General features: G+C 53.1%; 21 protein-coding genes. 15 read left to right on the top strand and 6 right to left on the bottom strand.

The genetic code is table 11. From position 1 onward, the window contains the following. Window positions 1-56: 56 nt before the first annotated feature. Entirely contained in the window at window positions 57-1532 is a 1476-nt protein-coding gene (gene ampG / locus U0026_RS17355; protein WP_062773879.1) for a muropeptide MFS transporter AmpG, read from the bottom strand. A 45-nt stretch (window positions 1533-1577) separates the two neighbouring features. Beyond that, entirely contained in the window at window positions 1578-2156 is a 579-nt protein-coding gene (locus U0026_RS17350) for a lipoprotein (RefSeq protein WP_062774068.1), read from the bottom strand. A 298-nt stretch (window positions 2157-2454) separates the two neighbouring features. On the opposite strand from U0026_RS17350, the gene bolA reads away from it, so the two are divergent. The 9 genes from bolA (at window position 2455) to U0026_RS17305 (ending at window position 12793) form a co-directional block, all read left to right on the top strand. Further along, window positions 2455-2772 carry a transcriptional regulator BolA gene (gene bolA / locus U0026_RS17345; RefSeq protein ID WP_062773878.1) on the top strand — a complete coding sequence of 106 codons (318 nt, stop codon included), beginning with the start codon at window positions 2455-2457 and terminating at the stop codon, window positions 2770-2772. A gap of 335 nt (window positions 2773-3107) precedes the next feature. Continuing rightward, window positions 3108-4406, top strand: coding sequence for a trigger factor (gene tig / locus U0026_RS17340; protein ID WP_062773876.1), 1299 nt, complete (start codon window positions 3108-3110; stop codon window positions 4404-4406). A gap of 230 nt (window positions 4407-4636) precedes the next feature. Continuing rightward, window positions 4637-5260, top strand: a complete 624-nt coding sequence (clpP, locus tag U0026_RS17335; RefSeq protein WP_062773874.1) for an ATP-dependent Clp endopeptidase proteolytic subunit ClpP — start codon at window positions 4637-4639, stop codon at window positions 5258-5260. 124 nt (window positions 5261-5384) lie between these two features. Beyond that, on the top strand, window positions 5385-6659 hold the full coding sequence (gene clpX / locus U0026_RS17330; protein WP_062773872.1) for an ATP-dependent protease ATP-binding subunit ClpX: 1275 nt from the start codon (window positions 5385-5387) through the stop codon (window positions 6657-6659). A 183-nt stretch (window positions 6660-6842) separates the two neighbouring features. Continuing rightward, window positions 6843-9197: an endopeptidase La gene (gene lon / locus U0026_RS17325; protein WP_062773871.1), complete on the top strand. Its 2355-nt coding sequence runs from the start codon at window positions 6843-6845 to the stop codon at window positions 9195-9197. Between the two features lie 209 nt (window positions 9198-9406). Beyond that, window positions 9407-9679 carry a nucleoid-associated protein HU-beta gene (gene hupB / locus U0026_RS17320; protein WP_062773870.1) on the top strand — a complete coding sequence of 91 codons (273 nt, stop codon included), beginning with the start codon at window positions 9407-9409 and terminating at the stop codon, window positions 9677-9679. Between the two features lie 212 nt (window positions 9680-9891). Next, on the top strand, window positions 9892-11763 hold the full coding sequence (gene ppiD, locus U0026_RS17315) for a peptidylprolyl isomerase (protein ID WP_062773868.1): 1872 nt from the start codon (window positions 9892-9894) through the stop codon (window positions 11761-11763). Window positions 11764-11913: 150 nt separating this feature from the next. Further along, on the top strand, window positions 11914-12291 hold the full coding sequence (locus U0026_RS17310) for a helix-hairpin-helix domain-containing protein (protein WP_062773866.1): 378 nt from the start codon (window positions 11914-11916) through the stop codon (window positions 12289-12291). A 103-nt stretch (window positions 12292-12394) separates the two neighbouring features. After that, a complete protein-coding gene (locus U0026_RS17305; protein ID WP_062773863.1) occupies window positions 12395-12793 on the top strand; it encodes a YbgC/FadM family acyl-CoA thioesterase in 399 nt (132 codons plus the stop codon). Between the two features lie 242 nt (window positions 12794-13035). On the opposite strand, the gene queC is transcribed toward U0026_RS17305, so the two are convergent. Next, complete coding sequence (gene queC / locus U0026_RS17300) at window positions 13036-13731, bottom strand: 7-cyano-7-deazaguanine synthase QueC (protein WP_062773861.1); 696 nt, start codon at window positions 13729-13731, stop codon at window positions 13036-13038. A 67-nt stretch (window positions 13732-13798) separates the two neighbouring features. After that, window positions 13799-15499, bottom strand: coding sequence for an SgrR family transcriptional regulator (locus U0026_RS17295; protein WP_062773859.1), 1701 nt, complete (start codon window positions 15497-15499; stop codon window positions 13799-13801). Window positions 15500-15597: 98 nt separating this feature from the next. Between U0026_RS17295 and cof the strand changes: the two genes are divergently transcribed. After that, the gene (gene cof / locus U0026_RS17290) at window positions 15598-16416 is read left to right on the top strand and encodes an HMP-PP phosphatase (protein ID WP_062773857.1); all 819 of its coding nucleotides are present in this window, start codon (window positions 15598-15600) and stop codon (window positions 16414-16416) included. A 45-nt stretch (window positions 16417-16461) separates the two neighbouring features. On the opposite strand, the gene U0026_RS17285 is transcribed toward cof, so the two are convergent. Beyond that, on the bottom strand, window positions 16462-17511 hold the full coding sequence (locus U0026_RS17285; RefSeq protein WP_062773855.1) for a PLP-dependent cysteine synthase family protein: 1050 nt from the start codon (window positions 17509-17511) through the stop codon (window positions 16462-16464). Window positions 17512-17626: 115 nt separating this feature from the next. On the opposite strand from U0026_RS17285, the gene U0026_RS17280 reads away from it, so the two are divergent. The 5 genes from U0026_RS17280 to amtB all read left to right on the top strand — a co-directional run bounded on the left by U0026_RS17280 (window position 17627) and on the right by amtB (window position 23523). Further along, window positions 17627-18085, top strand: coding sequence for an Lrp/AsnC family transcriptional regulator (locus U0026_RS17280; RefSeq protein WP_062773853.1), 459 nt, complete (start codon window positions 17627-17629; stop codon window positions 18083-18085). Between the two features lie 23 nt (window positions 18086-18108). Beyond that, complete coding sequence (locus U0026_RS17275) at window positions 18109-19884, top strand: SmdA family multidrug ABC transporter permease/ATP-binding protein (RefSeq protein WP_062773851.1); 1776 nt, start codon at window positions 18109-18111, stop codon at window positions 19882-19884. After that, a complete protein-coding gene (locus tag U0026_RS17270) occupies window positions 19877-21655 on the top strand; it encodes a SmdB family multidrug efflux ABC transporter permease/ATP-binding protein (RefSeq protein ID WP_062773850.1) in 1779 nt (592 codons plus the stop codon). Before U0026_RS17275 ends, U0026_RS17270 begins: the two co-directional genes overlap by 8 nt. Before the next feature lie 209 nt (window positions 21656-21864). Then, a complete protein-coding gene (gene glnK, locus U0026_RS17265) occupies window positions 21865-22203 on the top strand; it encodes a P-II family nitrogen regulator (protein WP_004858743.1) in 339 nt (112 codons plus the stop codon). A 33-nt stretch (window positions 22204-22236) separates the two neighbouring features. After that, on the top strand, window positions 22237-23523 hold the full coding sequence (gene amtB / locus U0026_RS17260; protein WP_062774066.1) for an ammonium transporter AmtB: 1287 nt from the start codon (window positions 22237-22239) through the stop codon (window positions 23521-23523). 107 nt (window positions 23524-23630) lie between these two features. Here the strand turns inward: amtB and tesB are convergent, their stop codons facing one another. Further along, the gene (gene tesB / locus U0026_RS17255; RefSeq protein ID WP_062773845.1) at window positions 23631-24491 is read right to left on the bottom strand and encodes an acyl-CoA thioesterase II; all 861 of its coding nucleotides are present in this window, start codon (window positions 24489-24491) and stop codon (window positions 23631-23633) included. Between the last annotated feature and the right edge of the window lie 107 nt (window positions 24492-24598).

Raw genomic sequence — 24598 nt, 5'->3', positions numbered from 1 at the left:
CGGTTGTTATTATTACGTATCGTGATTACAACGTATCGATCGTATTTTATTCGTACTTAGTGCAAATGTGCCTTGCGCATCGCCAGATAATCTAACAAGCATCCAATGACAATCCCGGCAAAGGCAATGAGCACACCCGCTTCTAGTACGATTGCAGACCCACTCAGCGCGGATAAATTCAGCGCATTGGTTATCAGTATCAGCAGCCAGATACCCAGCAGAACAGTGCCAATTAACAGTAAACGCAGAGCCAATCGATAGCCGCCGCTAAAGGCATTACGCGGCATAAACTGCCCGGTTTCTTGCGTATATTCCAGCGTTCGTCGGCAAACCAGCAGAAGCAAAATACCTGGGATCGCAGCAATAACCGAGAACAGATAAAACGTTGGCCAACCATGTGCTTCGACAAACCAACCTGCAATCGGCCCCACGTAAACCCGGCCTACAGCAGAAAGTGCGGACAGCAGGGCGAACTGGGTGGCTGAGAACGATTTGTTACACAGGGTCATCAGCAGCGCGACGAACGCGGCTGTACCCATACCGCCGCACAAGTTTTCAAAGAAAACGGCAGCGGCCATTGAATAGATATGCTTATCCGTGACCGACAGCATCCAGTAACCGGCGTTGGACACGCCCTGCAGGATGCCGAAGATGAGCAACGCGCGAAACAGCGTCAGGCGCTGCATCAATACGCCGCCGTACAGCGCACCGAGAATAGTGGCAAACAGGCCAAGAGTTTTATTGACCATTCCCACCTGACCCGCATCAAACCCCACTCCGCGGATTAAAAACGTGGTAGTGAGGCTCATGGCGAAAGCATCGCCGAGTTTGTACATCACAATCAGCAGCAGAATAAGCCACGCATTATTGCGGCCAAAGAAATCTTTAAGTGGGGCAACCACCGCCTGTTCAAGGCTTTTGGGCACCGGGATAACATCGCTGGGTTCCGGCGCCATCAGCGTCGCGATAATACACGGCACCATCAGTGCGGCCATCAGCCAGTACATACCCTGCCAGCCAAGCCATTTATCGGCCAGCCACAGTGCTAAACCGCCGGAAACCAGCATCCCCAGACGATAGCCCAGCACGCTGATAGCGGCTCCGGCTCCTCGTTCTTCCGTCGGGAGAACGTCCGTTTTCCAGGCATCGAAAACAATATCCTGAGACGCTGAGCAGAAGGCGATAACCACCGCCAGCGCGGCCATCCAGCGCAGTTGCGATGTGGGCTCGAGAAAGCCCATCGCCGCGATAGCGAGCAGTAATAAACATTGGGTTGTCAGCAGCCAGCCGCGACGACGCCCTAAAAACGGCGGCGTATAGCGGTCCATCACCGGTGACCAGAGAAACTTAAAGACGTACGCCTGACCGACAAGCGAAAAGAAACCGATGGTTTTCAGATCGATGTTCTCGACCGTCATCCACGCCTGTAGCGTCCCGGAGGTGAGGGCAAGCGGTAAACCGGAGGCAAAACCAAGAATCAGCAGAATGGCTGATTTCGGTTGCTGAAAAATACGCAGGTAGTGAGTTGACATAAATATTAACGTTCAGACCCGGCCTGAAGCCGGGTCTGGGACGGATTAACGCGCGTTCTGTTTGATAAATTCGTGGATAGTGGTGTCCTGAGACATATCCGCGATGGTGTCGCTCAGTACGCTATCAACCGTGTCAGAGATATTTTTATTAGAGGCCTGGAACGCGCCTTCAACGGAATAGTTTGAACGGTAGTTTTTAGTCATCTTGTTACCGTTAGCCGCCGTCGCGATGATAGCGATGTCTGCTTTGGTAGAGATGTTGTAACGCACGTTACCCTGGGAAACGTCCGCATAAAGCTGGCTTACGATAATCTGCAGGTTTGCCGCACCGTTCGGGCCAATCATATAACCACGAGCAGCCATCTGTTTTTCCAGCACTTCCTGCATCAGGAAACGCAGGTCGCGGGAAGCAGTCAGCGTGACCATCTGGTTGTTGCGGGTCACTTTGGCCAGTGCCTGATCCTGACGCTGGTCGGCGCCGTTGATGCTGACAGTCACGCCCATCAGACTTGGATCCTGCTGCGGCAGGGCAATTTTAGGCGACACGTCAACGGTCGTCGGAGGCGTCGCGCATCCAGCCAACATAAACAGTGCAACCAAAGGGAAGAGGATTTTTTTTAACATGTTAGGGGTCTCAAAACGCATTGTTTACTGAAAATCCCCGTCATCATAACATCGCCAACGGCTAGGGGAAGTAGGCAATGCATGTAATTTCATCGTCTTGACGTTTTTATGCGCTTGCGGACAATTCCAGAGTGGATTTCAGATGAGCGCGGATTGTAAAAGGCGTTAACTTCATCTACTTGACAAATAAAATGGGGCGAACGCTAATTTTTTGTTACCTTTGTGTAATGAAGTCAGCGAAAGCGGCTAACATTTAAAGGGATAGGCGGCATCTTAACGTTGTCGAAGGAGTAATATCATGATGATGCGTGAACGAATCGAAGAAAAATTAAGGGCAGCGTTTGATCCTGTGTTCCTGGAAGTTGTCGATGAAAGCTACCGCCACAACGTACCGGCAGGCTCTGAGAGCCACTTTAAAGTTGTGTTGGTCAGCGACAAGTTTACTGGGGAACGCTTCCTTAACCGTCACCGGATGATTTATGGCACCCTGACAGAGGAGTTTGCGTCCACCGTACATGCGCTGGCATTACATACTTACACACGAAAAGAGTGGGAAGGTTTGCAGGATACTGTCATTGCCTCTCCACCATGTCGTGGTGCGGGCACTATCGCGTAGAAAAGGCATTTGCAACACGGAACTTTTCCAGTATGTTGCGTACAGATTATGAGAAAACGGCCTGCGGGCCGTTTTGTTTTGTCTGAATTTTGAGCGACAAAGACAGTATTCAGACAAAAAATAGCCGGGAATTGTGAAAAATGCCGCAGCAACGCGTGATAACCGTTCTCGACTCATAAAAGTGATGCCGCTATAATGCTGCGTCTTATTTTTCGGAATGTCTTCGGGATGATTCTGGCTACAGGGAATGTGTTTCTGATTTAAAGATAACATCCCGGTACTGCATGGCATGATTCAGAGTTGACCGAGCACTGTGATTTTTTTGAGGTAACAAGATGCAAGTTTCAGTTGAAACCACTCAGGGCCTTGGCCGCCGTGTAACGATTACTATCGCTGCTGACAGCATCGAGAACGCTGTAAAAAGCGAGCTGGTCAACGTCGCGAAAAAAGTACGCATTGACGGTTTCCGTAAAGGTAAAGTACCGATGAATGTTGTTGCCCAGCGTTATGGCGCCTCCGTGCGTCAGGACGTGCTGGGTGACCTGATGAGCCGCAACTTTGTTGATGCGATCATCAAAGAGAAGATTAATCCAGCTGGCGCACCGAACTACGTTCCGGGCGAATACAAGCAGGGTGAAGACTTCACCTACGCAGTAGAATTCGAAGTGTACCCAGAAGTTGAACTGAAAGGTCTGGACGCTATCGAAGTTGAAAAACCGGTTGTTGATGTGACCGAAGCCGACGTTGACGGCATGCTGGACACTCTGCGTAAGCAGCAGGCAACCTGGAAAGACAAAGACGGTGCAGTTGACGCTGAAGACCGCGTTACCGTTGATTTCTCCGGTTCCGTAGACGGTGAAGAATTCGAAGGCGGTAAAGCGACTGATTTCGTACTGGCAATGGGCCAGGGTCGCATGATCCCAGGCTTTGAAGACGGTATCAAAGGTCACAAAGCGGGCGAAGAGTTCACCATCGACGTGACTTTCCCAGAAGAATACCACGCTGAAAACCTGAAAGGTAAAGCGGCTAAATTCGTTATCAACCTGAAGAAAGTTGAAGAGCGTGAGCTGCCAGAACTGACTGCTGATTTCATCAAACGTTTCGGCGTGGAAGATGGTTCCGTAGAAGGTCTGCGTGCAGAAGTGCGTAAAAACATGGATCGCGAACTGAAAGCCGCGGTACGTAACCGTGTTAAAACTCAGGCAATCGAAGGTCTGGTACAGGCTAACGAAATCGACGTTCCTGCTGCCCTGATTGACAGCGAAATCGACGTACTGCGCCGTCAGGCTGCACAGCGTTTCGGTGGCAACCAGCAGCAAGCGATGGAACTGCCTCGTGAACTGTTCGAAGAGCAGGCTAAACGCCGCGTTGTTGTTGGTCTGCTGCTGGGCGAAGTGATTCGTACCCACGAACTGAAAGCTGACGAAGCACGCGTAGCTACCCTGATCGAAGAAATGGCTTCTGCCTACGAAGATCCGAAAGAAGTCATTGAATTCTACGGCAAAAACAAAGAGCTGATGGAAAACATGCGCAGTGTCGCTCTGGAAGAACAGGCTGTTGAAGCGGTTCTGGAAAAAGCGAAAGTGACTGAAAAAGCAACTTCCTTCAATGAACTGATGAACCAGCAGGCGTAATTTCGCTTTCCGGTTGATGGTTTTGAGAAAAACCCGTTGCCTTCTGGTGACGGGTTTTTTTTATTGCACTGATAGCCAACTAAAGCCCTTTTCTGTATTAGCGTAACAACAAAATATTGTTATGCTTGAAATAGGGTAAGATCGTACCCATTACTGGGGGAACGATTCACTCGCCGCATCTCTAAAATCAGAATGCTGTGGCTATATTATTTTTTATCCAGGAGACGGAAATGTCATACAGTGGCGAACGAGATAACTTTGCACCCCACATGGCCCTGGTGCCGATGGTCATTGAACAGACCTCACGTGGCGAACGTTCTTTTGATATCTACTCCCGTCTGCTGAAAGAGCGCGTCATCTTTCTGACCGGTCAGGTGGAAGACCACATGGCAAACCTGATTGTGGCGCAAATGCTGTTTCTGGAAGCGGAAAATCCGGAAAAAGATATCTACCTGTATATCAACTCCCCTGGCGGCGTGATTACAGCAGGGATGTCTATTTATGACACCATGCAGTTTATCAAACCGGACGTTAGCACCATCTGTATGGGGCAAGCGGCGTCAATGGGTGCGTTCCTGCTGACGGCAGGCGCAAAAGGTAAGCGTTTCTGCTTACCAAACTCCCGCGTGATGATTCACCAGCCTCTGGGCGGTTATCAGGGCCAGGCGACGGATATCGAAATCCACGCCCGTGAAATCCTGAAAGTGAAAGGGCGCATGAATGAGCTAATGGCGCTCCATACTGGCAAATCTCTGGAGCAGATTGAAAGCGACACTGAACGTGATCGTTTCCTGTCTGCCCCTGAAGCGGTGGAGTATGGTTTGGTTGACTCAATTCTGAGTCAGCGTAACTAATGTCATGACGGCACGGGCCGCAGCAGGGTATATACTCTAAAGGCGGCTCAAACCAGCTCGCGCTTAAGAATGGCATTTGCGTCGTCATAGGCGGCACAAAGAACTTAAAAAGAGGTTTTGACTCATGACAGATAAACGCAAAGATGGCTCGGGCAAATTGTTGTACTGCTCTTTTTGCGGCAAAAGCCAGCACGAAGTGCGTAAGCTCATCGCCGGCCCATCCGTGTATATCTGCGACGAATGTGTCGACTTATGTAACGACATCATTCGCGAAGAGATTAAAGAGGTAGCGCCGCATCGTGAACGCAGCGCGCTGCCAACACCGCACGAAATTCGTCACCATCTTGATGACTACGTCATCGGTCAGGAACAGGCGAAAAAAGTGCTGGCCGTCGCGGTTTATAACCACTACAAACGTCTGCGTAATGGCGATACCAGCAACGGTGTTGAGCTTGGCAAAAGTAACATTCTGCTGATTGGCCCAACTGGTTCAGGTAAAACGCTGCTGGCGGAAACCCTGGCACGCTTGCTGGACGTTCCGTTCACCATGGCGGATGCGACGACGCTGACCGAAGCCGGTTACGTTGGTGAAGACGTTGAAAACATTATTCAGAAACTGCTGCAGAAGTGCGATTACGACGTACAGAAAGCGCAGCGCGGTATTGTTTACATCGATGAAATCGACAAAATCTCGCGTAAATCCGACAACCCGTCGATCACGCGCGATGTCTCCGGTGAAGGCGTACAGCAGGCTCTGCTGAAACTTATCGAAGGCACCGTGGCTGCCGTTCCGCCGCAGGGTGGACGTAAGCATCCGCAGCAGGAGTTCCTGCAGGTTGATACCTCGAAGATCCTCTTTATCTGTGGCGGCGCATTTGCCGGTCTGGATAAAGTGATCGCCAACCGCGTAGAAACCGGTTCAGGTATTGGCTTTGGCGCAACGGTGAAATCGAAAACTGACAAAGCCAGCGAAGGCCAACTGCTGACCCAGGTAGAACCAGAAGATCTGATCAAATTTGGTCTGATCCCTGAGTTTATCGGTCGTCTGCCGGTTGTTGCCACGCTGACTGAGCTGAGCGAAGACGCGTTGATTCAGATCCTGAAAGAGCCGAAAAACGCCCTGACCAAGCAGTATCAGGCGCTGTTTAACCTTGAAGGCGTGGATCTGGAATTCCGTGATGAAGCGTTGGATGCTATCGCGAAGAAAGCGATGAGCCGTAAAACCGGTGCCCGTGGTCTGCGTTCAATCGTAGAAGCGGCGCTGCTCGAGACCATGTACGATCTGCCTTCAATGGAAGACGTTGAAAAAGTGGTTATCGATGAATCGGTGATTGAGGGTCAAAGTGCACCATTGCTGATTTACGGCAAGCCGGAAGCACAGCAGGCATCTGGCGAATAATTCACCAGTTCATACAATCAGTTAATTAAAAAGGGGGGATTTTATCTCCCCTTTTATTTTTCCTGATTCCTGGCGTTGAATGTGTGGAATACATCCCCATATACTGGTTACATGTTAATGGTTGTGTGAAGCACAGTCACATGACCAGCTTACCTGGCGGACACTAAACTAAGAGAGAGCTCTATGAATCCTGAGCGTTCTGAACGCATTGAAATCCCCGTATTGCCGCTGCGCGATGTGGTGGTTTATCCGCACATGGTCATTCCCTTATTCGTAGGGCGGGAAAAATCTATCCGTTGTCTGGAAGCGGCCATGGATCATGATAAAAAAATCATGCTGGTCGCGCAGAAAGATGCTTCAACGGATGAGCCGGGTGTAAACGATCTTTTCACCGTCGGGACCGTGGCCTCTATTTTACAAATGCTGAAACTCCCTGATGGTACGGTCAAAGTACTGGTCGAAGGGTTGCAGCGTGCGCGTATCTCCACGCTCTCCGATAACGGTGAGCATTTCTCGGCGAAAGCGGAGTATTTGGAGTCGCCGGCGATTGAAGAACGCGAGCAGGAAGTGCTGGTGCGTACTGCAATCGGTCAGTTTGAAGGCTATATCAAACTGAACAAGAAAATCCCACCAGAAGTGCTGACGTCGCTCAACAGTATCGACGACCCTGCACGTCTGGCGGATACCATCGCTGCGCACATGCCGCTGAAGCTTGCTGATAAACAGTCCGTACTCGAGATGTCTGACATCAACGAGCGTCTGGAATATCTGATGGCGATGATGGAGTCTGAAATCGATCTGCTGCAGGTTGAGAAACGCATTCGCAACCGCGTTAAAAAGCAGATGGAAAAATCCCAGCGTGAGTACTATCTGAACGAGCAAATGAAGGCGATTCAGAAAGAACTCGGCGAGATGGACGAAGTCCCGGACGAGAACGAAGCGCTGAAGCGTAAGATCGACGCCGCGAAAATGCCGAAAGAGGCAAAAGAGAAAACTGAAGCTGAACTGCAGAAGCTGAAAATGATGTCACCGATGTCAGCAGAAGCTACCGTGGTTCGCGGTTATATCGACTGGATGGTACAGGTGCCGTGGAATACGCGCAGCAAGGTCAAAAAAGACCTTCGCCAGGCGCAGGAAATTCTCGATACCGACCATTACGGCCTTGAACGCGTTAAAGACCGCATCCTTGAGTATCTCGCGGTTCAAAGTCGTGTAAACAAGCTCAAAGGGCCAATTCTGTGCTTGGTAGGGCCTCCTGGGGTGGGTAAAACGTCTCTGGGTCAGTCCATTGCGCAGGCAACCGGACGTAAGTATGTTCGTATGGCGCTGGGCGGCGTACGTGATGAAGCGGAAATTCGCGGTCACCGTCGTACTTACATCGGTTCAATGCCGGGTAAACTTATCCAGAAAATGGCGAAAGTGGGCGTTAAAAACCCGCTGTTCCTGCTTGATGAGATCGACAAAATGTCTTCGGACATGCGTGGCGATCCGGCCTCTGCTTTGCTGGAAGTCCTTGATCCAGAACAGAACGTGGCATTCAGCGATCACTACCTGGAAGTGGATTACGATCTCAGCGACGTGATGTTTGTGGCAACGTCAAACTCCATGAACATCCCGGCACCATTGCTGGATCGTATGGAAGTGATCCGTCTGTCCGGTTATACCGAAGACGAGAAGCTGAACATTGCCAAACGTCACCTGCTGCCGAAGCAGATTGAGCGTAACGCGCTGAAAAAGGGCGAGCTGACGGTAGACGATAGCGCCATTGTCGGCATTATTCGTTACTACACTCGCGAAGCGGGCGTGCGTAGCCTGGAACGTGAAATCTCGAAACTGTGCCGTAAAGCGGTGAAACAGCTGCTGCTGGATAAAACGCTTAAACACATCGAGATTAACGGCGATAACCTGCACGACTACCTCGGCATTCAGCGTTTCGACTACGGTCGTGCGGATGAAGAAAACCGTGTCGGTCAGGTAACAGGACTTGCTTGGACGGAAGTCGGCGGCGATCTGCTGACCATCGAAACCGCCTGTGTACCGGGTAAAGGCAAGCTGACCTACACCGGATCGCTAGGTGAAGTGATGCAAGAGTCCATTCAGGCAGCGCTGACCGTGGTGCGCGCGCGCGCGGAAAAACTGGGGATTAACCCAGATTTCTACGAAAAACGCGATATCCACGTTCACGTACCGGAAGGGGCTACACCGAAAGACGGTCCAAGCGCCGGTATTGCGATGTGTACAGCTCTGGTTTCCTGTCTGACCGGTAACCCGGTGCGTGCAGACGTGGCAATGACGGGTGAAATCACCCTGCGTGGGCTGGTGCTGCCAATCGGTGGTCTGAAGGAAAAACTGCTTGCAGCACACCGTGGCGGCATTAAGACAGTTCTGATTCCTGACGAGAATAAACGCGATCTGGAAGAGATTCCTGACAACGTCCTCGCCGATCTTGAGATTCATCCTGTGAAGCGTATTGAGGAAGTTCTGGCTCTGGCGCTGCAAAATGAACCGAGTGGAATGCAGGTTGTAAGCGCAAAATAGTGACCTCGCGCAAAGAGCGATAATAAATATGGGGCTGGCAAGCATAAACTGACTTGCCAGCCTTTTTTTGTCTCGCTAATTTAGACGGCTGGCAGGTGTGTCGTCGACAACGGGTGTTGTAAGGGCATGGTAGTCCTGATATAACTGCTCCGCGATTGTGCCGCGAAGGATTCCGGTGCGATATAAATAATAAAGAGAGGAAGAGAACAGTGAACAAATCTCAACTGATTGACAAAATTGCTGCTGGCGCGGATATCTCCAAAGCTGCAGCTGGACGTGCGTTAGATGCTTTAATTGCTTCTGTTACTGAATCTCTGCAAGCTGGGGATGACGTTGCACTGGTAGGTTTCGGTACCTTTGCTGTCAAAGATCGTGCTGCCCGTACTGGCCGTAACCCTCAGACCGGTAAAGAGATCACTATCGCTGCGGCTAAAGTACCTTCATTCCGTGCAGGTAAAGCACTGAAAGACGCAGTAAATTGATCGCTTTCCCGTAACGGGAATGTGGCAAAGTACAAGGGCGCATCGACTGATGTGCCTTTTTTTATGCCTGAATGCGGCGTTTTAGGCGTTTATGTACGGTGTGTGCTGACAACCACCCCGGTTTCTTGTCACAATACGGCCTCACGCGCAGCGGCCATCACGTGCTATGCTGCTCGAGGTATTTGTCACCTACAGCGGAGTGTTGTTACACCATGATGGACAATTTACGCACGGCAGCCAATAGCGTCGTGATCAAAGTCATTTTCGGTCTCATTATCGTGTCGTTCATTTTGACCGGCGTGAGTGGTTATCTGATCGGCGGTAACAATAATTATGCCGCGAAAGTCAATGACCAGGAAATAGGCCGCGGCCAGTTTGAAAATGCCGTTGCTAGCGAGCGTAACCGCATGCAGCAGCAGCTTGGCGACCAGTACTCTGAACTGGCTGCTAACGAAAATTACATCAAATCTATGCGCCAGCAGGTGTTGAATCGTCTGATTGATGAAGCGCTGCTGGATCAATATGCGAAAAACTTAGGCCTTGGCATCAGCGATGAGCAAGTGCGTAAAGCTATCATCGCGACACCATCATTCCAGAGCGAAGGCAAATTTGATAACACCCGCTACAACGCGCTGGTTAATCAGATGGGCATGACGGCTGACCAGTACGCTCAGGCGTTACGTAACCAGTTAACCACTCAACAGCTGGTGAATGCTGTGGCGGGCACCGACTTCATGTTGCCTGGTGAAACTGAACAGCTGGCAGCGCTGGTTGCTCAGCAGCGTCTGGTGCGTGAAGCGACCATCGATGTGAATGCTCTGGCGGCAAAACAGCAGGTGAGCGACGCGGAAGTGGCGAGTTACTACGAACAGAACAAAGGTCAGTTCGTGGCGCCAGAACAGTTCCGTATTAGCTACATCAAACTGGATGCCGCGTCGATGACTCACGAAGTGACTGACGAAGAAATCCAGTCCTATTACGATGAGCATAAAGATCAGTTCACCCAGCCGCAGCGTAACCGCTACAGCGTGATTCAGACCAAAACAGAAGCCGATGCGAAAGCCGTCCTGGACGCGCTGAACAAAGGTGGCGACTTTGCCGCACTGGCTAAAGAGAAATCGTCTGACATTATCTCCGCACGTAATGGCGGCGATATGGGATGGCTGGAAGAGTCCACGACGCCTGACGAGCTGAAAAATGCCGGTCTGAAAGAGAAAGGCCAGCTGTCTGGTGTTATTAAATCCTCCGTTGGTTTCCTGGTCGCTCGTCTGGACGATGTTCAGGCCTCACAGGTTAAACCTCTGGCGGACGTGCGTAGCGATATCGCGAACAAAGTGAAGCAAGAGAAGTCTCTTGATGCCTACTACGCGCTGCAGCAGAAGGTGAGCGACGCGGCCAGCAACGACAACAACTCGCTGGCGGGTGCTGAGCAGGCTGCGGGTGTGAAAGCCGTTGAGACAGGCTGGTTCGATCGCAACTCCCTGCCGGAAGAATTGAATTTCAAACCGGTCTCCGATGCTATCTTTAACGGCGGTCTGGTTGGCGATAACGGCATGCCGGGCAGCAACTCCGACATTATTACCGTTGACGGTGACCGTGCCTTCATCCTGCGCGTGAGTGAACACAAAGCCGAGACGGTGAAACCGCTGGCTGATGTGAAAGCACAAGTCACGGATATCGTTAAGCACAACAAAGCAACGCAGCAGGCCAAACTGGATGCTGAGAAGCTGCTGGTGGCGCTGAAAGACGGTAAAGGTGATGAAGCCATGAAAGCGGCTGGTCTGAGCTTTAGCGCAAGCAAAACGCTGAGCCGTGCAGCTCAGGATCCGCTGAGTCAGGCGGCCTTCGCCCTGCCACTGCCGCACAAAGATAAGCCAAGCTTTGGTATCGGCAACGATATGCAGGGCAACGTGGTTCTGCTGGCTCTGGACGAAGTGAAAGCCGGTGAAATGCCGGAAGCGCAGAAGAAAGCGATGGTACAGGGGATTACTCAGAATAACGCCCAGGTATCTTTCGAAGCACTGATGAACAACCTGCGTAAATCCGCGAAGATTAAGTTCGGCGATATCATCGAGCAGCAGTAATAATCGGAACACGCCTCGCATAAATTTGTAAGGCGTTGTACACCACAAAGGCCGCTTTCGCGGCCTTTTCCACATTTAAAATCTGCCTTTTGAACTGTGTCTCCACAGCCGTTATGGTTTCCTCGCTATCAACTAACAAGGAAAATCAGAATGAAACGTGGAATCAAAATGTGTGTTATGGCGGCTGTATTGGCATGTGCCGGGATGAGTGCGAGTGCGCAGGCGGCACAGCCGGCCTCAGCGAAAGCGCAGGCCGTACAGACGAAAGCCAGCGAGGCGTCGGGAGAACAGGCGAAAGCTTCTGCTAGTGCTAAAGCCGCTGACGATGAAGGTACCCAGGTGAGTATCAACACGGCGACGGCAGAGGCATTGGCTCAGGCCATGAACGGTGTTGGCCTCAAGAAGGCGCAGGCTATTGTCAGCTATCGGGAAGGGTATGGTCCGTTTAAAACGCTCGACGATCTCAAGCAGGTGCCGGGAATGGGCAACTCATTGGTTGAGCGAAATCTGGCGCATCTCACGCTTTAATTCATCCGGAGTGTTTGCACTCGTCTGAAAATTTGCCAGACTAAAGAGGTCATACCAGTGGTGTGGCCTCTGACTCTATTTAAAATAATAAGGCTAAGGCGCTATGCAGACACAAATCAAAGTTCGCGGTTACCACATGGACGTCTATCAACACGTCAACAACGCTCGCTATCTGGAGTTTCTTGAAGAGGCCCGATGGGATGGGCTGGAGAGCAGTGCGGGATTTCAGTGGATGAGTGCGAATAATATCGCCTTCGTGGTGGTGAATATTAACATTAACTACCGCCGTCCGGCGGTGCTTGGCGATCTGCTGACGGTGACCAGCAAGGTGCAGCAACTCAATGCGAAAAGCGGCGTGTTAAGTCAGGTCGTGACGCTGGAGCCTGAAGGGCAGGTTGTCGCCGATGCGCTGATTACTTTCGTGTGTATCGACCTGAAAACGCAGAAAGCACTGGCGCTGGAAGGGGAGTTGCGGGAACACCTGGAAGCGATGATTGAGTGATGTGCCCGACCCGGGGTCGGCGTAAACGCCTCGCCACATTTGTGGCCCCGGCGGCGCTGTGCTTGGGCGGGCTACTTTCGTGTATATTTGTAGATACTGTGAGCATTGACAACATGCAGGCCTGATAAGCTACGCGCCATCAGGCATAACCGCGCACATTACCGGATGGCGGCTTTGCCTTATCCGGCCTACGCCCTCGGGTAGCCCGGCCAAGCGCAGCGCCGCCGGGAATATCGCCAGGCTTATTTCAACCCCGTTTTCTGCTTCATCGCCGCCATGACCGCAGGCTTGTCTGCAAGATAGTGGTTCAATCCATTAGCTCGCAGGCTACAGGCCGCGCAATGACCGCAACCGTCACCTTTAATCCCGTTATAACAGGTCAGCGTTTCGCTACGCACCAGGTCTAATTTGCCCCAGTAGTCCGCCAGTGCCCAGGTTTGCGCTTTATCCAGCCACATCAGCGGCGTTTCAAAACGGATATCTTTTGCCATCCCTAAACTTACCGCATGGTGTAGCGCCTTGACGAACTCGTCGCGGCAGTCCGGGTAGCCGGAGAAGTCGGTTTCACACACGCCGGTAATAATGGCTTCCGCCTTAACCTGATAGGCGTAAATTGCCGTCAGCGTCAGGAACAGAATATTACGCCCCGGCACAAAGGTATTGGGGATGCCATCGGCGTCTGGTTCGTAATCTGGCACGGGGATGCTGTCACGGGTCAGACTGCTGACGGCCAGTTCGTTTAATAGCGTAACGTCCAGCACCTTGTGCGCACGTGCACCCAGCGTTAATGCCAGTTCACGGGCAACGTCAATTTCAGCGCGATGGCGCTGGCCATAATCAAACGTGACGCAGTGAACTTCATCATATTGATGCAGCGCCTGCACCAGGCATGTGGTGGAATCTTGTCCACCGCTAAAGACGACAACGGCACGTTTCATGGCTTTTCCTGTCTGTGACTCTAAAAGCCGCTATGGTAACGCCTGCGCGCCGCGTCGACCAGCTTCTTCACCGCGTGGCGGGTGGCAGCCAGGCTTCGGAAAAATCGAACCAACCGCGTGCGTTCAGATGAATGCCGTTAACGCCCGGAGGGGCACTGACCTGATATTGATAATTAAATAGCGGTGTCAGAATGGCATCGCGCATCAGGTGAGTAAAAAGATGCTTAAGCGCGGCAATACGCTGTTCATCATCGGGCTCGGCCTGCGTCTCATCCAGCGCATTTTGCACGTGCCGAGCCTGCGCATCGGTAAACAGTGCCGGCCACAGCGCATCGCAGCGTAGCCATTGCTCCAGGGCATATTCAGGCATTTCACCAATCAGTCGGTCACCCATAAACAGATCCGCTTGCGGCAAGTCTGTGCAACCGTTCCAGCTTTTGGCATCGTAAAAAATAACCGTCAGTTCGCAGCCTGACTTCGCTAGCGCTGCCTTAAGCTGTTCTGCCATGGTATGGAGTTCCACAGGGAGATGGTAGATGAGCGTCAGGTGTGATGGTAGGGGAACATCGCTATTATCCTGCGCCAGCGGAATGGCCCAGCCTGGCAGCATCTCCTCGCTGGGGGTAATTAAGTTCTCACCCAGCGGTAGGCTTTGCAGCAGCCCTGAGCGGTGAATTAATGCGATCACACGCTGTGCTTGCGCCATGCTCAACCGTCGGCTCTGACGCAGTGCCAGGTAGCAAAATCCCAAACTAATGCTGTGGCTCACCAGCCGCAATTTGCCCAACTCCTCCGGCTTACCGATGGCGATTTGTACCGGGTGCTGACAACTGGTTCCCAGGCCCTGCTCAAAAAGCTGCGGGGTTATCCAGTATTCAATCGCTTGCAGCAATGGATGACTGTGATGGTAGCGATGATGGCTTTCAATACGCACCAGTTCCGGTTCGAAAATTTTTAGCATAAATGGCCCGGTTCCCTGTTCCGGCTCGTCCGGGTGCGCCAGCACGCTGCAATAGCTTGCCAGCCGATGGGGTAGCCAGTAATCCGGACGATGTAGGGAAAAGGTCAGGCATTGGGGATGCGTCTGACTAATCGCTTTGACGCTCGAGAACAGGCGAGTCAGTTCAGGCAGCGCCAGTAGCATTAGCAGACGGCGGCGAAGCTGATCGGTTTCTACCACATCGCCATTGTGCCAGTGCAACGTGGAACGAATATAAAATTGCCAGCATAACCCATCAGAGGAGACCGACCAGTGGTGCGCTAAATCGCCTTGTGGCTGTGAAGCTTCCTGGTTGAAGCGGGTTAATCCGGAGTAGACCTGGCCCGCAAGATGTTGTTCAGCGCGCCCGGCCAGAAAACCAGGGTGTAGGGGTTCCAGCGGTCGATAGTAGGGAATACGCAGCGTGGGCGTATTGTTTTGCCACTGCCCGCCCAAAAACGGATGCAGCAGCGCACGCAGTTCTAGTGGCGCAATTTGCGCAAGCTCTAGCGCATTGTGCTGCTGGCCGCGGTTCAGTGCGGTTTCCATCATCTCGTTACGCAGCGTTTCCGGAGCGGTATGGAACGTAAGCCGCCCACGCTTTCCTCGCCCGGATTGCGCCTGCCAGGTGAGCCAACCCGCTTCCTGTGCCTGACGAAGCAGCGTGCGCACGTGTCGCTCGCTGCAAAAACAGCGCGCTGCCAGCTCGGCGATGGTTACCTGCTGTTCTTCCCCCTGTGACGGCTGCCACAGACGCTGAAACTGATTTAAACGGTTTAACAGTCGCATATAAACCCGGAACAATAAATGTTAACTATTCAGTATTACTTCCGTATATCTCAGCAGATACTGGGTGGCAAGAAAAAGCGATCACAGGCGGAATAAAAATGGCAAGACTGGCAGCGTTTGATATGGATGGCACCCTTTTGATGCCAGACCATCGTTTAGGTGACCGTACAGTCGCGGTATTAAAGAGACTGCGCGAGCGCAATATCACGCTGACTTTTGCCACCGGCCGCCACGTACTGGAGATGCGCCCCCTCGTTGAAGCGTTATCCCTGAATGCATTTTTGATAACGGGTAATGGCACGCGCATTCACTCTCAGCAGGGTGAGGTGATGCACCGTAGCGATCTCCCTCCGGATGTGGCTGAGCAGGTACTGCATAGCCACTGGGAGACAGAGGCCAGCGTCCACGTTTTTAATGACAGCGGATGGTTTACCGGTCACGACATTCCTGATTTGTTACTGGCGCATATCTACAACGGTTTCCGCTACCAGCTGCGCGACTTGCGACGGATCCCGGCGCATCAGGTGACCAAAATCTGTTTCTGCGGCGATCACGACGATCTCTGCCGCCTGCGCATCCAATTGGTGGAAGCGCTGGATAAGCGCGCCGATATCTGTTTCTCGGCCGTGGACTGTCTGGAAGTGTTGCCGCTAGGCAGCAACAAAGGCGCGGCGCTGTCGGTGCTGGGAGAACATTTGGGCGTCGGGATGGACGAATGCATGGCCTTTGGCGATGCAATGAATGACCGTGAAATGCTGGGGCTGGTGGGCCGCGGTGTGATCATGGGCAACGCAATGGGGCAACTAAAAGCGGCGCTGCCCCATCTACCGGTTATCGGAAACTGCAATACTCAGGCGGTTTCTCACTATTTAACGCATTGGCTGGATAAACCAAACCTTCCTTATTCCCCCGAATAGAGAGATCTTCCAGCAAGCCAGACATCAGATGATGCCTGGCTTTTTTTATTGACCGAGAAGCTGCTGAATCTGGTTGTGCCATGGGGCAACATCGCCAATATGGCTCGCCACCCACTGCGGGTTGTAATAGGTATCGAGATAGCGCTCGCCGCTGTCGCACAGCAGCGTCACAATTGACCCGGTTTTGCCTTCTGCGCGCATCTGCACGGCGAGCTGCAGTGCTCCCCACATATTGGTTCCGGTGGATGCGCCAACCTTGCGTCCAAGCTGGGTTTCCAGCCATTGCGCAGTGGCAACGCTGGCAGCATCGGGAACACGTAGCATGTCATCAACCACGTCCGGGATAAAAGATGGCTCGACGCGCGGGCGACCAATCCCTTCAATTTTGCTGCCTACTGTGCCGCGCAGGCTGGCATCCCGGCTTTGCCAGTAGTCCATAAAAACAGAGTTTTCAGGGTCGACCACCATCAGCTGCGTCTCATAGCCCTGACAGCGGATATAGCGTCCAATCGTTGCGGAAGTACCGCCAGTCCCCGCGCTCATCACTACCCATGCAGGCACTGGATTGGGCTCATGCGACATCTGACGGAAAATGCTGTCGGCGATATTGTTATTTCCCCGCCAGTCGGTAGCGCGTTCAGCGTAGGTGAACTGATCCATATAGTGACCGTTCAGCTCGCGCGCCAGCGTTTCGGACGCCGCGTAGATTTCGCAGGCGCTCTCAACAAAGTGGCAGCGCCCACCGTAAAACTCAATCTGCTCAATTTTGCGCTTTGCCGTACACGACGGCATTACCGCGATAAACGGTAGCCCCAATAGACGGGCGAAATAGGCTTCAGAAACCGCCGTTGAGCCCGACGACGATTCAATAATGGTGGTGCCTTCCTTGATCCAGCCATTGCATAGACCGTAAAGGAATAAGGAACGAGCCAGACGGTGCTTCAGGCTGCCGGTGGGGTGGGTGCTTTCATCTTTCAGGTACAGCTGAATGCCAGGAAAAGCGGGAAGCGCCAGGCGAATCAAATGCGTGTCGGCGCTGCGTTGGTAATCGGCGTTAATTTCGCTAATCGCGTGTTTGACCCAGGTGCTATTCATCGTGATTTTCCGTTTGTCATTTTGTGCCTAGCTTAGCGAAAAGCACAGAAAAAATTGTTGCCTTCTAATCTTTAAAATAGAATAAAGATAGAAAAGTTTTCTCCCGGTGACTCCTATGTTAGATAAAATTGACCGAAAGCTGCTCGCCTTATTACAGAAAGATTGCACGCTCTCTTTGCAGGCGTTAGCGGATGCCGTTAATCTGACCACCACACCTTGCTGGAAACGTCTTAAACGACTGGAAGATGACGGTGTGCTATTGGGTCGCGTGGCATTGCTTGATGCGGAAAAGCTTGGTTTGGGGCTTACGGCATTTGTGCTGATTAAAACTCAGCATCACAGCAGCGACTGGTACAGCCTATTTGTCAGTGAAGTGACACAGATGCCGGAAGTCCTCGGTTTCTGGCGTATGGCTGGGGAGTATGACTACCTGATGCGGGTGCAGGTGGCCGACATGAAACGCTACGATGATTTCTATAAGAGCCTGGTCAACCGGGTTCCTGGGCTGTCGGATGTGACCTCAAGCTTTGCGATGGAACAGATTAAATACACCACCGCGCTGCCCATCGAATAACACTATCTCTGGAATTTTACTGCGTGCGATTATTTGCTCAACTCAGCTGGTACTTCCGTCGGGAATGGCGTCGCTATCTCGGCGCGGTCGTGTTGCTGATTATTATTGCCATCCTGCAACTTATCCCACCGAAAATAGTGGGCATCGTGGTGGATGGCGTATCGCAACAGCGCGTTAGCGCTGGGACGCTGATGATGTGGGTTGGCACCATGGTGCTGATTGCGATAGTGGTCTACCTGCTGCGCTATGTCTGGCGCGTGCTGCTGTTTGGTGCATCCTATCAGTTAGCCGTTGAGCTGCGTGAAGACTTCTATCGTCAGCTAAGTCGCCAACATCCGGAATTTTATCTGCGCCACCGTACCGGTGATTTAATGGCCCGCGCCACTAACGATGTCGACCGCGTGGTCTTTGCCGCCGGGGAAGGGGTATTAACGTTGGTGGATTCGCTGGTGATGGGCTGTGCGGTGTTGATCGTCATGTCGACCCAAATCAGCTGGCAGCTCACCTTACTGGCACTGGTTCCGATGCCCATCATGGCGTTGGTCATCCACCGCTACGGCAACCTGCTGCATGAGCGCTTCAAATTAGCCCAGGCGGCATTCTCGAGCCTTAACGACCGCACCCAGGAAAGCCTGACCAGTATCCGCATGATTAAAGCTTTTGGCCTCGAAGACCGTCAGTCCGCGCAATTTGCCGCCGACGCGGCGGATACCGGGGTGAAAAACATGCGCGTGGCGCGTATTGATGCTCGCTTTGATCCCACTATCTATATCGCCATCGGTATGGCGAATCTGTTGGCTATTGCGGGCGGTAGCTGGATGGTCACGCAGGACATGCTCACACTCGGTCAGTTAACCAGTTTTATGATGTACCTGGGGCTGATGATCTGGCCGATGCTGGCGCTGGCCTGGATGTTCAATATCGTTGAGCGTGGGAGCGCCGCCTACAGTCGAATTCGTACGTTGCTGGCGGAAGCGCCCGTGGTTAACGATGGCTCGCAGCCAGTGCCTGAAGGCCGTGGAACGTTAACGCTGGCGATTCATCGCTTTAGTTACCCGCAAACGGATAAAGCGACATTGAGCGATGTGAATGTGACCCTGAAACCGGGCCATATGTTGGGTCTTTGTGGCCCAACTGGCTCAGGGAAATCGACCATTTTGTCGTTGATTCAACGCCATTTTGATGTCGATGAGGGCGAGATCTGTTTCCACGATATTCCATTGCGTCAGCTGCAACTGGATGCCTGGCGCAGCCGCCTGGCAGTTGTCAGTCAGACGCCGTTCCTGTTTTCGGATACGGTCGCCAGCAATATCGCTTTGGGCAACCCAGGAGCGACGCAGGAAGAGATAGAACACGCGGCACGGCTGGCCTGTGTTCATGACGATATTCTGCGTTTACCACAAGGTTATGACACCGAAGTGGGTGAGCGAGGCGTGATGCTATCCGGCGGCCAAAAACAGCGTATTTCCATTGCCCGTGCTCTGTTGCTGGACGCTGAAATTTTGATTCTTGACGATGCGTTATCGGCGGTCGATGGCCGTACTGAGCACCAGATACTGCATAACCTGCGCCAGTGGGGCGAGGGGCGGACGCTTATCATTAGCGCCCACCGGCTCTCGGCGCTGACCGATGCCAGCGAGATTATTGTGATGCAGCATGGTCATATCGCGCAACGTGGTGACCATGACCAATTGGCGCATCAGGCGGGGTGGTATCGCGACATGCACCGCTATCAACAGCTTGAAGCCGCGCTGAACGACGCGCCAGAAGATGAAAAAACGGAGGCCGCCGATGCGTAGTTTTGGGCAACTGTGGCCTACGTTAAAACGCCTGCTGGCCTACGGCTCGCCGTGGCGCAAACCGCTGACGAATGCGGTGATCATGTTATGGGTGGCGGCTGCCGCAGAGGTTAGCGGGCCGCTCCTGATAAGCTACTTTATCGATAACATGGTGGCGAAGGATATTTTACCGTGGGGTACCGTAGCGGGTCTGGCGGCGGCCTATATCGGTTTACAACTGTTGGCGGCAGGCTTGCACTACAGTCAGTCGCTGCTGTTTAACCGTGCGGCAGTCGGCGTCGTACAGCAATTACGAATCGACGTGATGGATGCCGCGCTTCGCCAGCCGTTGAGCGAGTTTGACACCCAGCCGGTAGGGCAACTGATTTCCCGTGTGACTAACGATACCGAGGTGATCCGCGATCTCTATGTCACCGTTGTGGCGACGGTGCTCCGCAGCGCCGCGCTGATTGGTGCCATGCTGGTGGCAATGTTTAGCCTTGACTGGCGCATGGCGCTGGTGGCACTGGCTATCTTCCCGGCGGTGATGACGGTGATGGTTATTTATCAACGCTACAGCACGCCGATTGTGCGTCGCGTGCGGGCTTATCTCGCGGATATTAACGACGGCTTCAACGAAGTCATCAACGGGATGAGCGTGATTCAGCAGTTCCGCCAGCAGGTGCGCTTTGGCGAGCGTATTGGGGAAGTTAGCCGTTCACACTATATGGCACGGATGCAAACCCTACGGCTTGACGGTTTCTTACTGCGTCCACTGCTTAGCCTGTTTTCCACGCTGGTGCTCTGTGGCTTGTTGATGCTGTTTGGTTTTAGCGCGCAGGGATCGATCCAGGTCGGCGTGCTGTATGCCTTTATTAGCTATCTTGGGCGACTGAATGAGCCGTTGATTGAGTTGACTACCCAGCAATCCATACTGCAACAGGCGGTGGTAGCGGGGGAACGCGTGTTCGAACTGATGGACAGGCCGCGTCAGCAGTATGGCAATGACATGGCGCCACTGGAAAATGGCAATATTGATATCGATAACGTTTCGTTTGCCTATCGTGACGACAAACTGGTGCTGCAAAATATTTCGTTGTCGATCCCGGCGCGCAGTTTTGTCGCCCTGGTGGGACATACCGGAAGCGGTAAAAGTACGCTGGCCAGTCTGCTGATGGGCTATTATCCGCCGAACTCCGGTGAAATACGCCTCGGTGGTCGCCCCCTGCAAAGCCTCAGCCACGCCGTGTTACGTGAAGGCATCGCCGTGGTGCAACAAGATCCTGTGGTGCTCGCGGACTCATTCTTCGCTAACGTCACCCTGGGGCGTGATATCAGTGAGTCGCAGGTCTGGCAGGTTCTGGAAACGGTGCAGCTGGCGGAACTGGCGCGCGGGATGAGTGACGGTATTTATACGCATCTTGGGGAGCAGGGTAATAACCTCTCGGTAGGGCAAAAACAACTGCTGGCGCTGGCTCGCGTGCTGGTTGATACGCCGCAGGTGCTGATTCTCGATGAAGCGACGGCCAATATTGACTCGGGTACCGAGCAGGCGATTCAACATGCGCTGGCCGCCGTGCGCCAGCACACGACGCTGGTGGTGATTGCGCACCGTTTGTCGACCATTGTGGATGCGGACACCATCATGGTGCTTCATCGTGGGCAGGCGGTAGAGCAGGGATCGCATCAGCAACTGCTTGAAGCAAAAGGGCGATACTGGCAAATGTATCAGCTCCAGCTTGCGGGTGAAGAACTGGCTGCCAGCGCTCAGGATGAAGCATTGGCCCACTGATGCACCAGCGTCAGGCATTTTTCTAACAGAATGCCGTTGTGAAACGCATCATGCACCCGCATGGTGCGTTTTTGTTTACCTTTCCTCCTGACTGAACGACATCCCCCCCGATTTTCACGCCCAGCATGCCCCTTTTCATTTCTGGCACGACCCTTGCTTTATCTCTTTCGTGTTCACAGCCATTACCGAATTCTGACTGGAGGGGATCTATGAAGCTGGTTACCGTGGTAATCAAACCATTCAAACTTGAAGACGTTCGCGAAGCGCTGTCTTCCATTGGCATTCAGGGCTTAACGGTGACGGAAGTGAAAGGCTTCGGTCGTCAGAAAGGCCATGCAGAGCTGTACCGCGGGGCGGAATACAGCGTCAACTTCCTGCCGAAAGTAAAGATTGATGTGGCTATCGCCGACGATCAGCTCGATGAAGTCGTCGATGTGATCAGCAAAGCCGCTTACACCGGAAAAATTGGCGACGGTAAGATTTTTGTCGCCGAACTGCAGCGCGTAATCCGTATTCGTACCGGCGAAGCCGACGAAGCGGCGCTGTAATTCCCAGCCAGCACAGTGATAGGGATCGAGATGATGAAAAAAACAATGGTAAAAACGGGGTTTGGCGCATTGGCACTGTTGCCGGGTCTGGCGATGGCGGCACCTGCCGTCATCGATAAAGCCGATAACGCCTTTATGATGATTTGTACCGCGCTGGTGTTGTTTATGACCATCCCAGGTATTGCACTGTTTTACGGCGGCCTGATCCGTGGCAAAAACGTGCTCTCTATGCTGACGCAGGTCGCGGTAACTTTCGCGCTGGTCTGCGTGCTGTGGGTGATTTATGGCTACTCGCTGGCCTTTGGTTCCGGCGGCAGCTTCTTCGGCAACTTCGATTGGGTGATGCTGAAAAATATTAAGATTACCGACCCGATGGGCTCCTTCTATCAGTATATCCACGTGGCGTTCCAGGGCTCCTTTGCCTGCATCACCGTGGGGCTGATTGTCGGCGCGCTCGCTGAACGTATTCGCTTCTCTGCGGTGCTGATTTTCGTGGTTATTTGGCTGACGCTCTCCTACGTGCCGATTGCGCATATGGTTTGGGGCGGCGGCCTGCTGGGGAGTCACGGTGCGCTCGATTTTGCGGGCGGCACAGTGGTACACATTAACGCCGCGGTGGCGGGGCTGGTCGGTGCCTATCTGATTGGCAAGCGCGTGGGCTTCGGTAAAGAAGCATTCAAACCGCACAACCTGCCGATGGTGTTTATCGGTACCGCGATCCTCTATTTCGGCTGGTTCGGCTTCAATGCCGGTTCCGCAAGCGCGGCCAACGAAATCGCCGGTCTGGCCTTTGTGAACACCGTTGTGGCGACCGCAGCCGCGATTCTCGGTTGGGTCTTTGGTGAATGGGTGCTGCGCGGTAAACCTTCTCTGCTGGGTGCTTGTTCCGGGGCGATTGCGGGTCTGGTCGGTATCACGCCAGCGTGCGGTTTTATCGGTGTCGGTGGCGCGTTGATTCTGGGTATTGTTGCTGGTCTGGCGGGGCTGTGGGGGGTGACTTCTCTGAAACGCGTACTGCGTGTAGATGACCCTTGTGATGTGTTCGGTGTCCACGGCGTCTGCGGCATTGTTGGCTGTATCCTGACCGGTATCTTCGCCTCAACATCGCTTGGCGGTGTGGGCTACGCCGAAGGCGTGACCATGGGCCATCAGGTTCTCGTTCAGCTGGAAAGCATCGGTATCACCATCGTCTGGTCTGGCGTCGTGGCCTTTATTGCCTACAAGGTCGCTGATTTGACGGTAGGTCTGCGTGTTCCAGAAGACCAGGAGCGCGAAGGTCTGGACGTCAACAGCCACGGCGAAAACGCCTACAACGCATAAATCCTGTCGATAATTGAACATCCTGCAATGGTAGCCCGGACGAGGTGCGTCAGCACCGACTCCGGGGAATTCCCGGCGGCGCTGCGCTTGGCCGGGCTACCAACGGATTATCCCCGGTTACGCATCACCCCTTCCTGTACCGTTGAAGCAACGAGTACACCGTCCTGGGTATAAAACTCACCGCGAACAAAGCCACGAGCGCTGGATGCAGAAGTACTTTCCACGCTATACAGCAGCCAATCGTTTAAATTGAACGGGCGATGGAACCACATGGAATGATCGATGGTAGCAACCTGCATGCCCGGCTCAAGGAAGCCGACGCCGTGCGGCTGTAACGCCACCGGCAGGAAGTTGAAATCGGATGCATAGCCCAGTAGGTACTGATGAATATGCAGATCGTCCGGCACAGCGCCATTGGCACGCATCCATACCTGACGACGTGGTTCGGCGGTGTGGCCTTTTAAGGGGTTGTGGAATTCAACCGGGCGGATCTCAATCGGTTTCTCGCACAAAAACTTCTCGGCTACCTGCGGCGGCAGCAGCTGTGACAGCGAACGGGCGATATCCGTCTCAGATGGCAGACCATCCGGTGATGGGGCCGTTGGCATGGTTTTCTGATGCTCGTAACCCGGCTCAGGAGCCTGGAATGACGCCGTCATATAGAAGATCGGTTTGCCATTTTGAATTGCGGCAACGCGTCGCGCGCTGAAACTATTACCGTCGCGCAGGACTTCTACGTCGTAAATAATCGGCTTCTGGCTGTCGCCTGGACGCAAGAAGTAGCTGTGGAACGAGTGAACTAAACGGTCAGCAGGCACGGTCTCTTTGGCTGCATACAATGCCTGGCCAACAACCTGCCCGCCAAAGACCTGGCGCAGGCCGAGGTCTTCACTCTGGCCGCGAAACAGGCCTTCTTCAATTCTTTCCAGATTCAGTAATGTCAGCAGATTTGATAGCGCCTGGCTCATTGGTACCCTCTATAATTTTACTGTCGTACGGCAGGTGAATCTCTCCATTATAACGTAATTTGGCGAGTGGTCCGATGGGTTCAATTATCTGAATAATGGGGTGTTTG

The sequence above is a fragment of the Kluyvera intermedia genome (assembly GCF_034424175.1).
Classification (GTDB): Bacteria; Pseudomonadota; Gammaproteobacteria; order Enterobacterales; family Enterobacteriaceae; genus Kluyvera; species Kluyvera intermedia.
The sequence above is the reverse complement of the archived record's forward strand: the minus strand, read 5'-3'. Positions and strand labels throughout refer to the sequence as shown.

What these genes read in the sequence shown, in the direction of transcription:
- U0026_RS17350 (WP_062774068.1), bottom strand. Translation starts at nt 2,156, where the DNA reads ATGTTAAAAAAAATCCTCTTCCCTTTGGTTGCACTGTTTATGTTGGCT.
- U0026_RS17270 (WP_062773850.1), top strand. Translation starts at nt 19,877, where the DNA reads ATGCGTAGTTTTGGGCAACTGTGGCCTACGTTAAAACGCCTGCTGGCC.
- U0026_RS17310 (WP_062773866.1), top strand. Translation starts at nt 11,914, where the DNA reads ATGAAACGTGGAATCAAAATGTGTGTTATGGCGGCTGTATTGGCATGT.
- tesB (WP_062773845.1), bottom strand. Translation starts at nt 24,491, where the DNA reads ATGAGCCAGGCGCTATCAAATCTGCTGACATTACTGAATCTGGAAAGA.
- U0026_RS17305 (WP_062773863.1), top strand. Translation starts at nt 12,395, where the DNA reads ATGCAGACACAAATCAAAGTTCGCGGTTACCACATGGACGTCTATCAA.
- clpX (WP_062773872.1), top strand. Translation starts at nt 5,385, where the DNA reads ATGACAGATAAACGCAAAGATGGCTCGGGCAAATTGTTGTACTGCTCT.
- amtB (WP_062774066.1), top strand. Translation starts at nt 22,237, where the DNA reads ATGAAAAAAACAATGGTAAAAACGGGGTTTGGCGCATTGGCACTGTTG.
- tig (WP_062773876.1), top strand. Translation starts at nt 3,108, where the DNA reads ATGCAAGTTTCAGTTGAAACCACTCAGGGCCTTGGCCGCCGTGTAACG.
- ampG (WP_062773879.1), bottom strand. Translation starts at nt 1,532, where the DNA reads ATGTCAACTCACTACCTGCGTATTTTTCAGCAACCGAAATCAGCCATT.
- U0026_RS17280 (WP_062773853.1), top strand. Translation starts at nt 17,627, where the DNA reads ATGTTAGATAAAATTGACCGAAAGCTGCTCGCCTTATTACAGAAAGAT.
- clpP (WP_062773874.1), top strand. Translation starts at nt 4,637, where the DNA reads ATGTCATACAGTGGCGAACGAGATAACTTTGCACCCCACATGGCCCTG.
- ppiD (WP_062773868.1), top strand. Translation starts at nt 9,892, where the DNA reads ATGATGGACAATTTACGCACGGCAGCCAATAGCGTCGTGATCAAAGTC.
- bolA (WP_062773878.1), top strand. Translation starts at nt 2,455, where the DNA reads ATGATGATGCGTGAACGAATCGAAGAAAAATTAAGGGCAGCGTTTGAT.
- queC (WP_062773861.1), bottom strand. Translation starts at nt 13,731, where the DNA reads ATGAAACGTGCCGTTGTCGTCTTTAGCGGTGGACAAGATTCCACCACA.
- U0026_RS17285 (WP_062773855.1), bottom strand. Translation starts at nt 17,511, where the DNA reads ATGAATAGCACCTGGGTCAAACACGCGATTAGCGAAATTAACGCCGAT.
- glnK (WP_004858743.1), top strand. Translation starts at nt 21,865, where the DNA reads ATGAAGCTGGTTACCGTGGTAATCAAACCATTCAAACTTGAAGACGTT.
- cof (WP_062773857.1), top strand. Translation starts at nt 15,598, where the DNA reads ATGGCAAGACTGGCAGCGTTTGATATGGATGGCACCCTTTTGATGCCA.
- lon (WP_062773871.1), top strand. Translation starts at nt 6,843, where the DNA reads ATGAATCCTGAGCGTTCTGAACGCATTGAAATCCCCGTATTGCCGCTG.
- U0026_RS17295 (WP_062773859.1), bottom strand. Translation starts at nt 15,499, where the DNA reads ATGCGACTGTTAAACCGTTTAAATCAGTTTCAGCGTCTGTGGCAGCCG.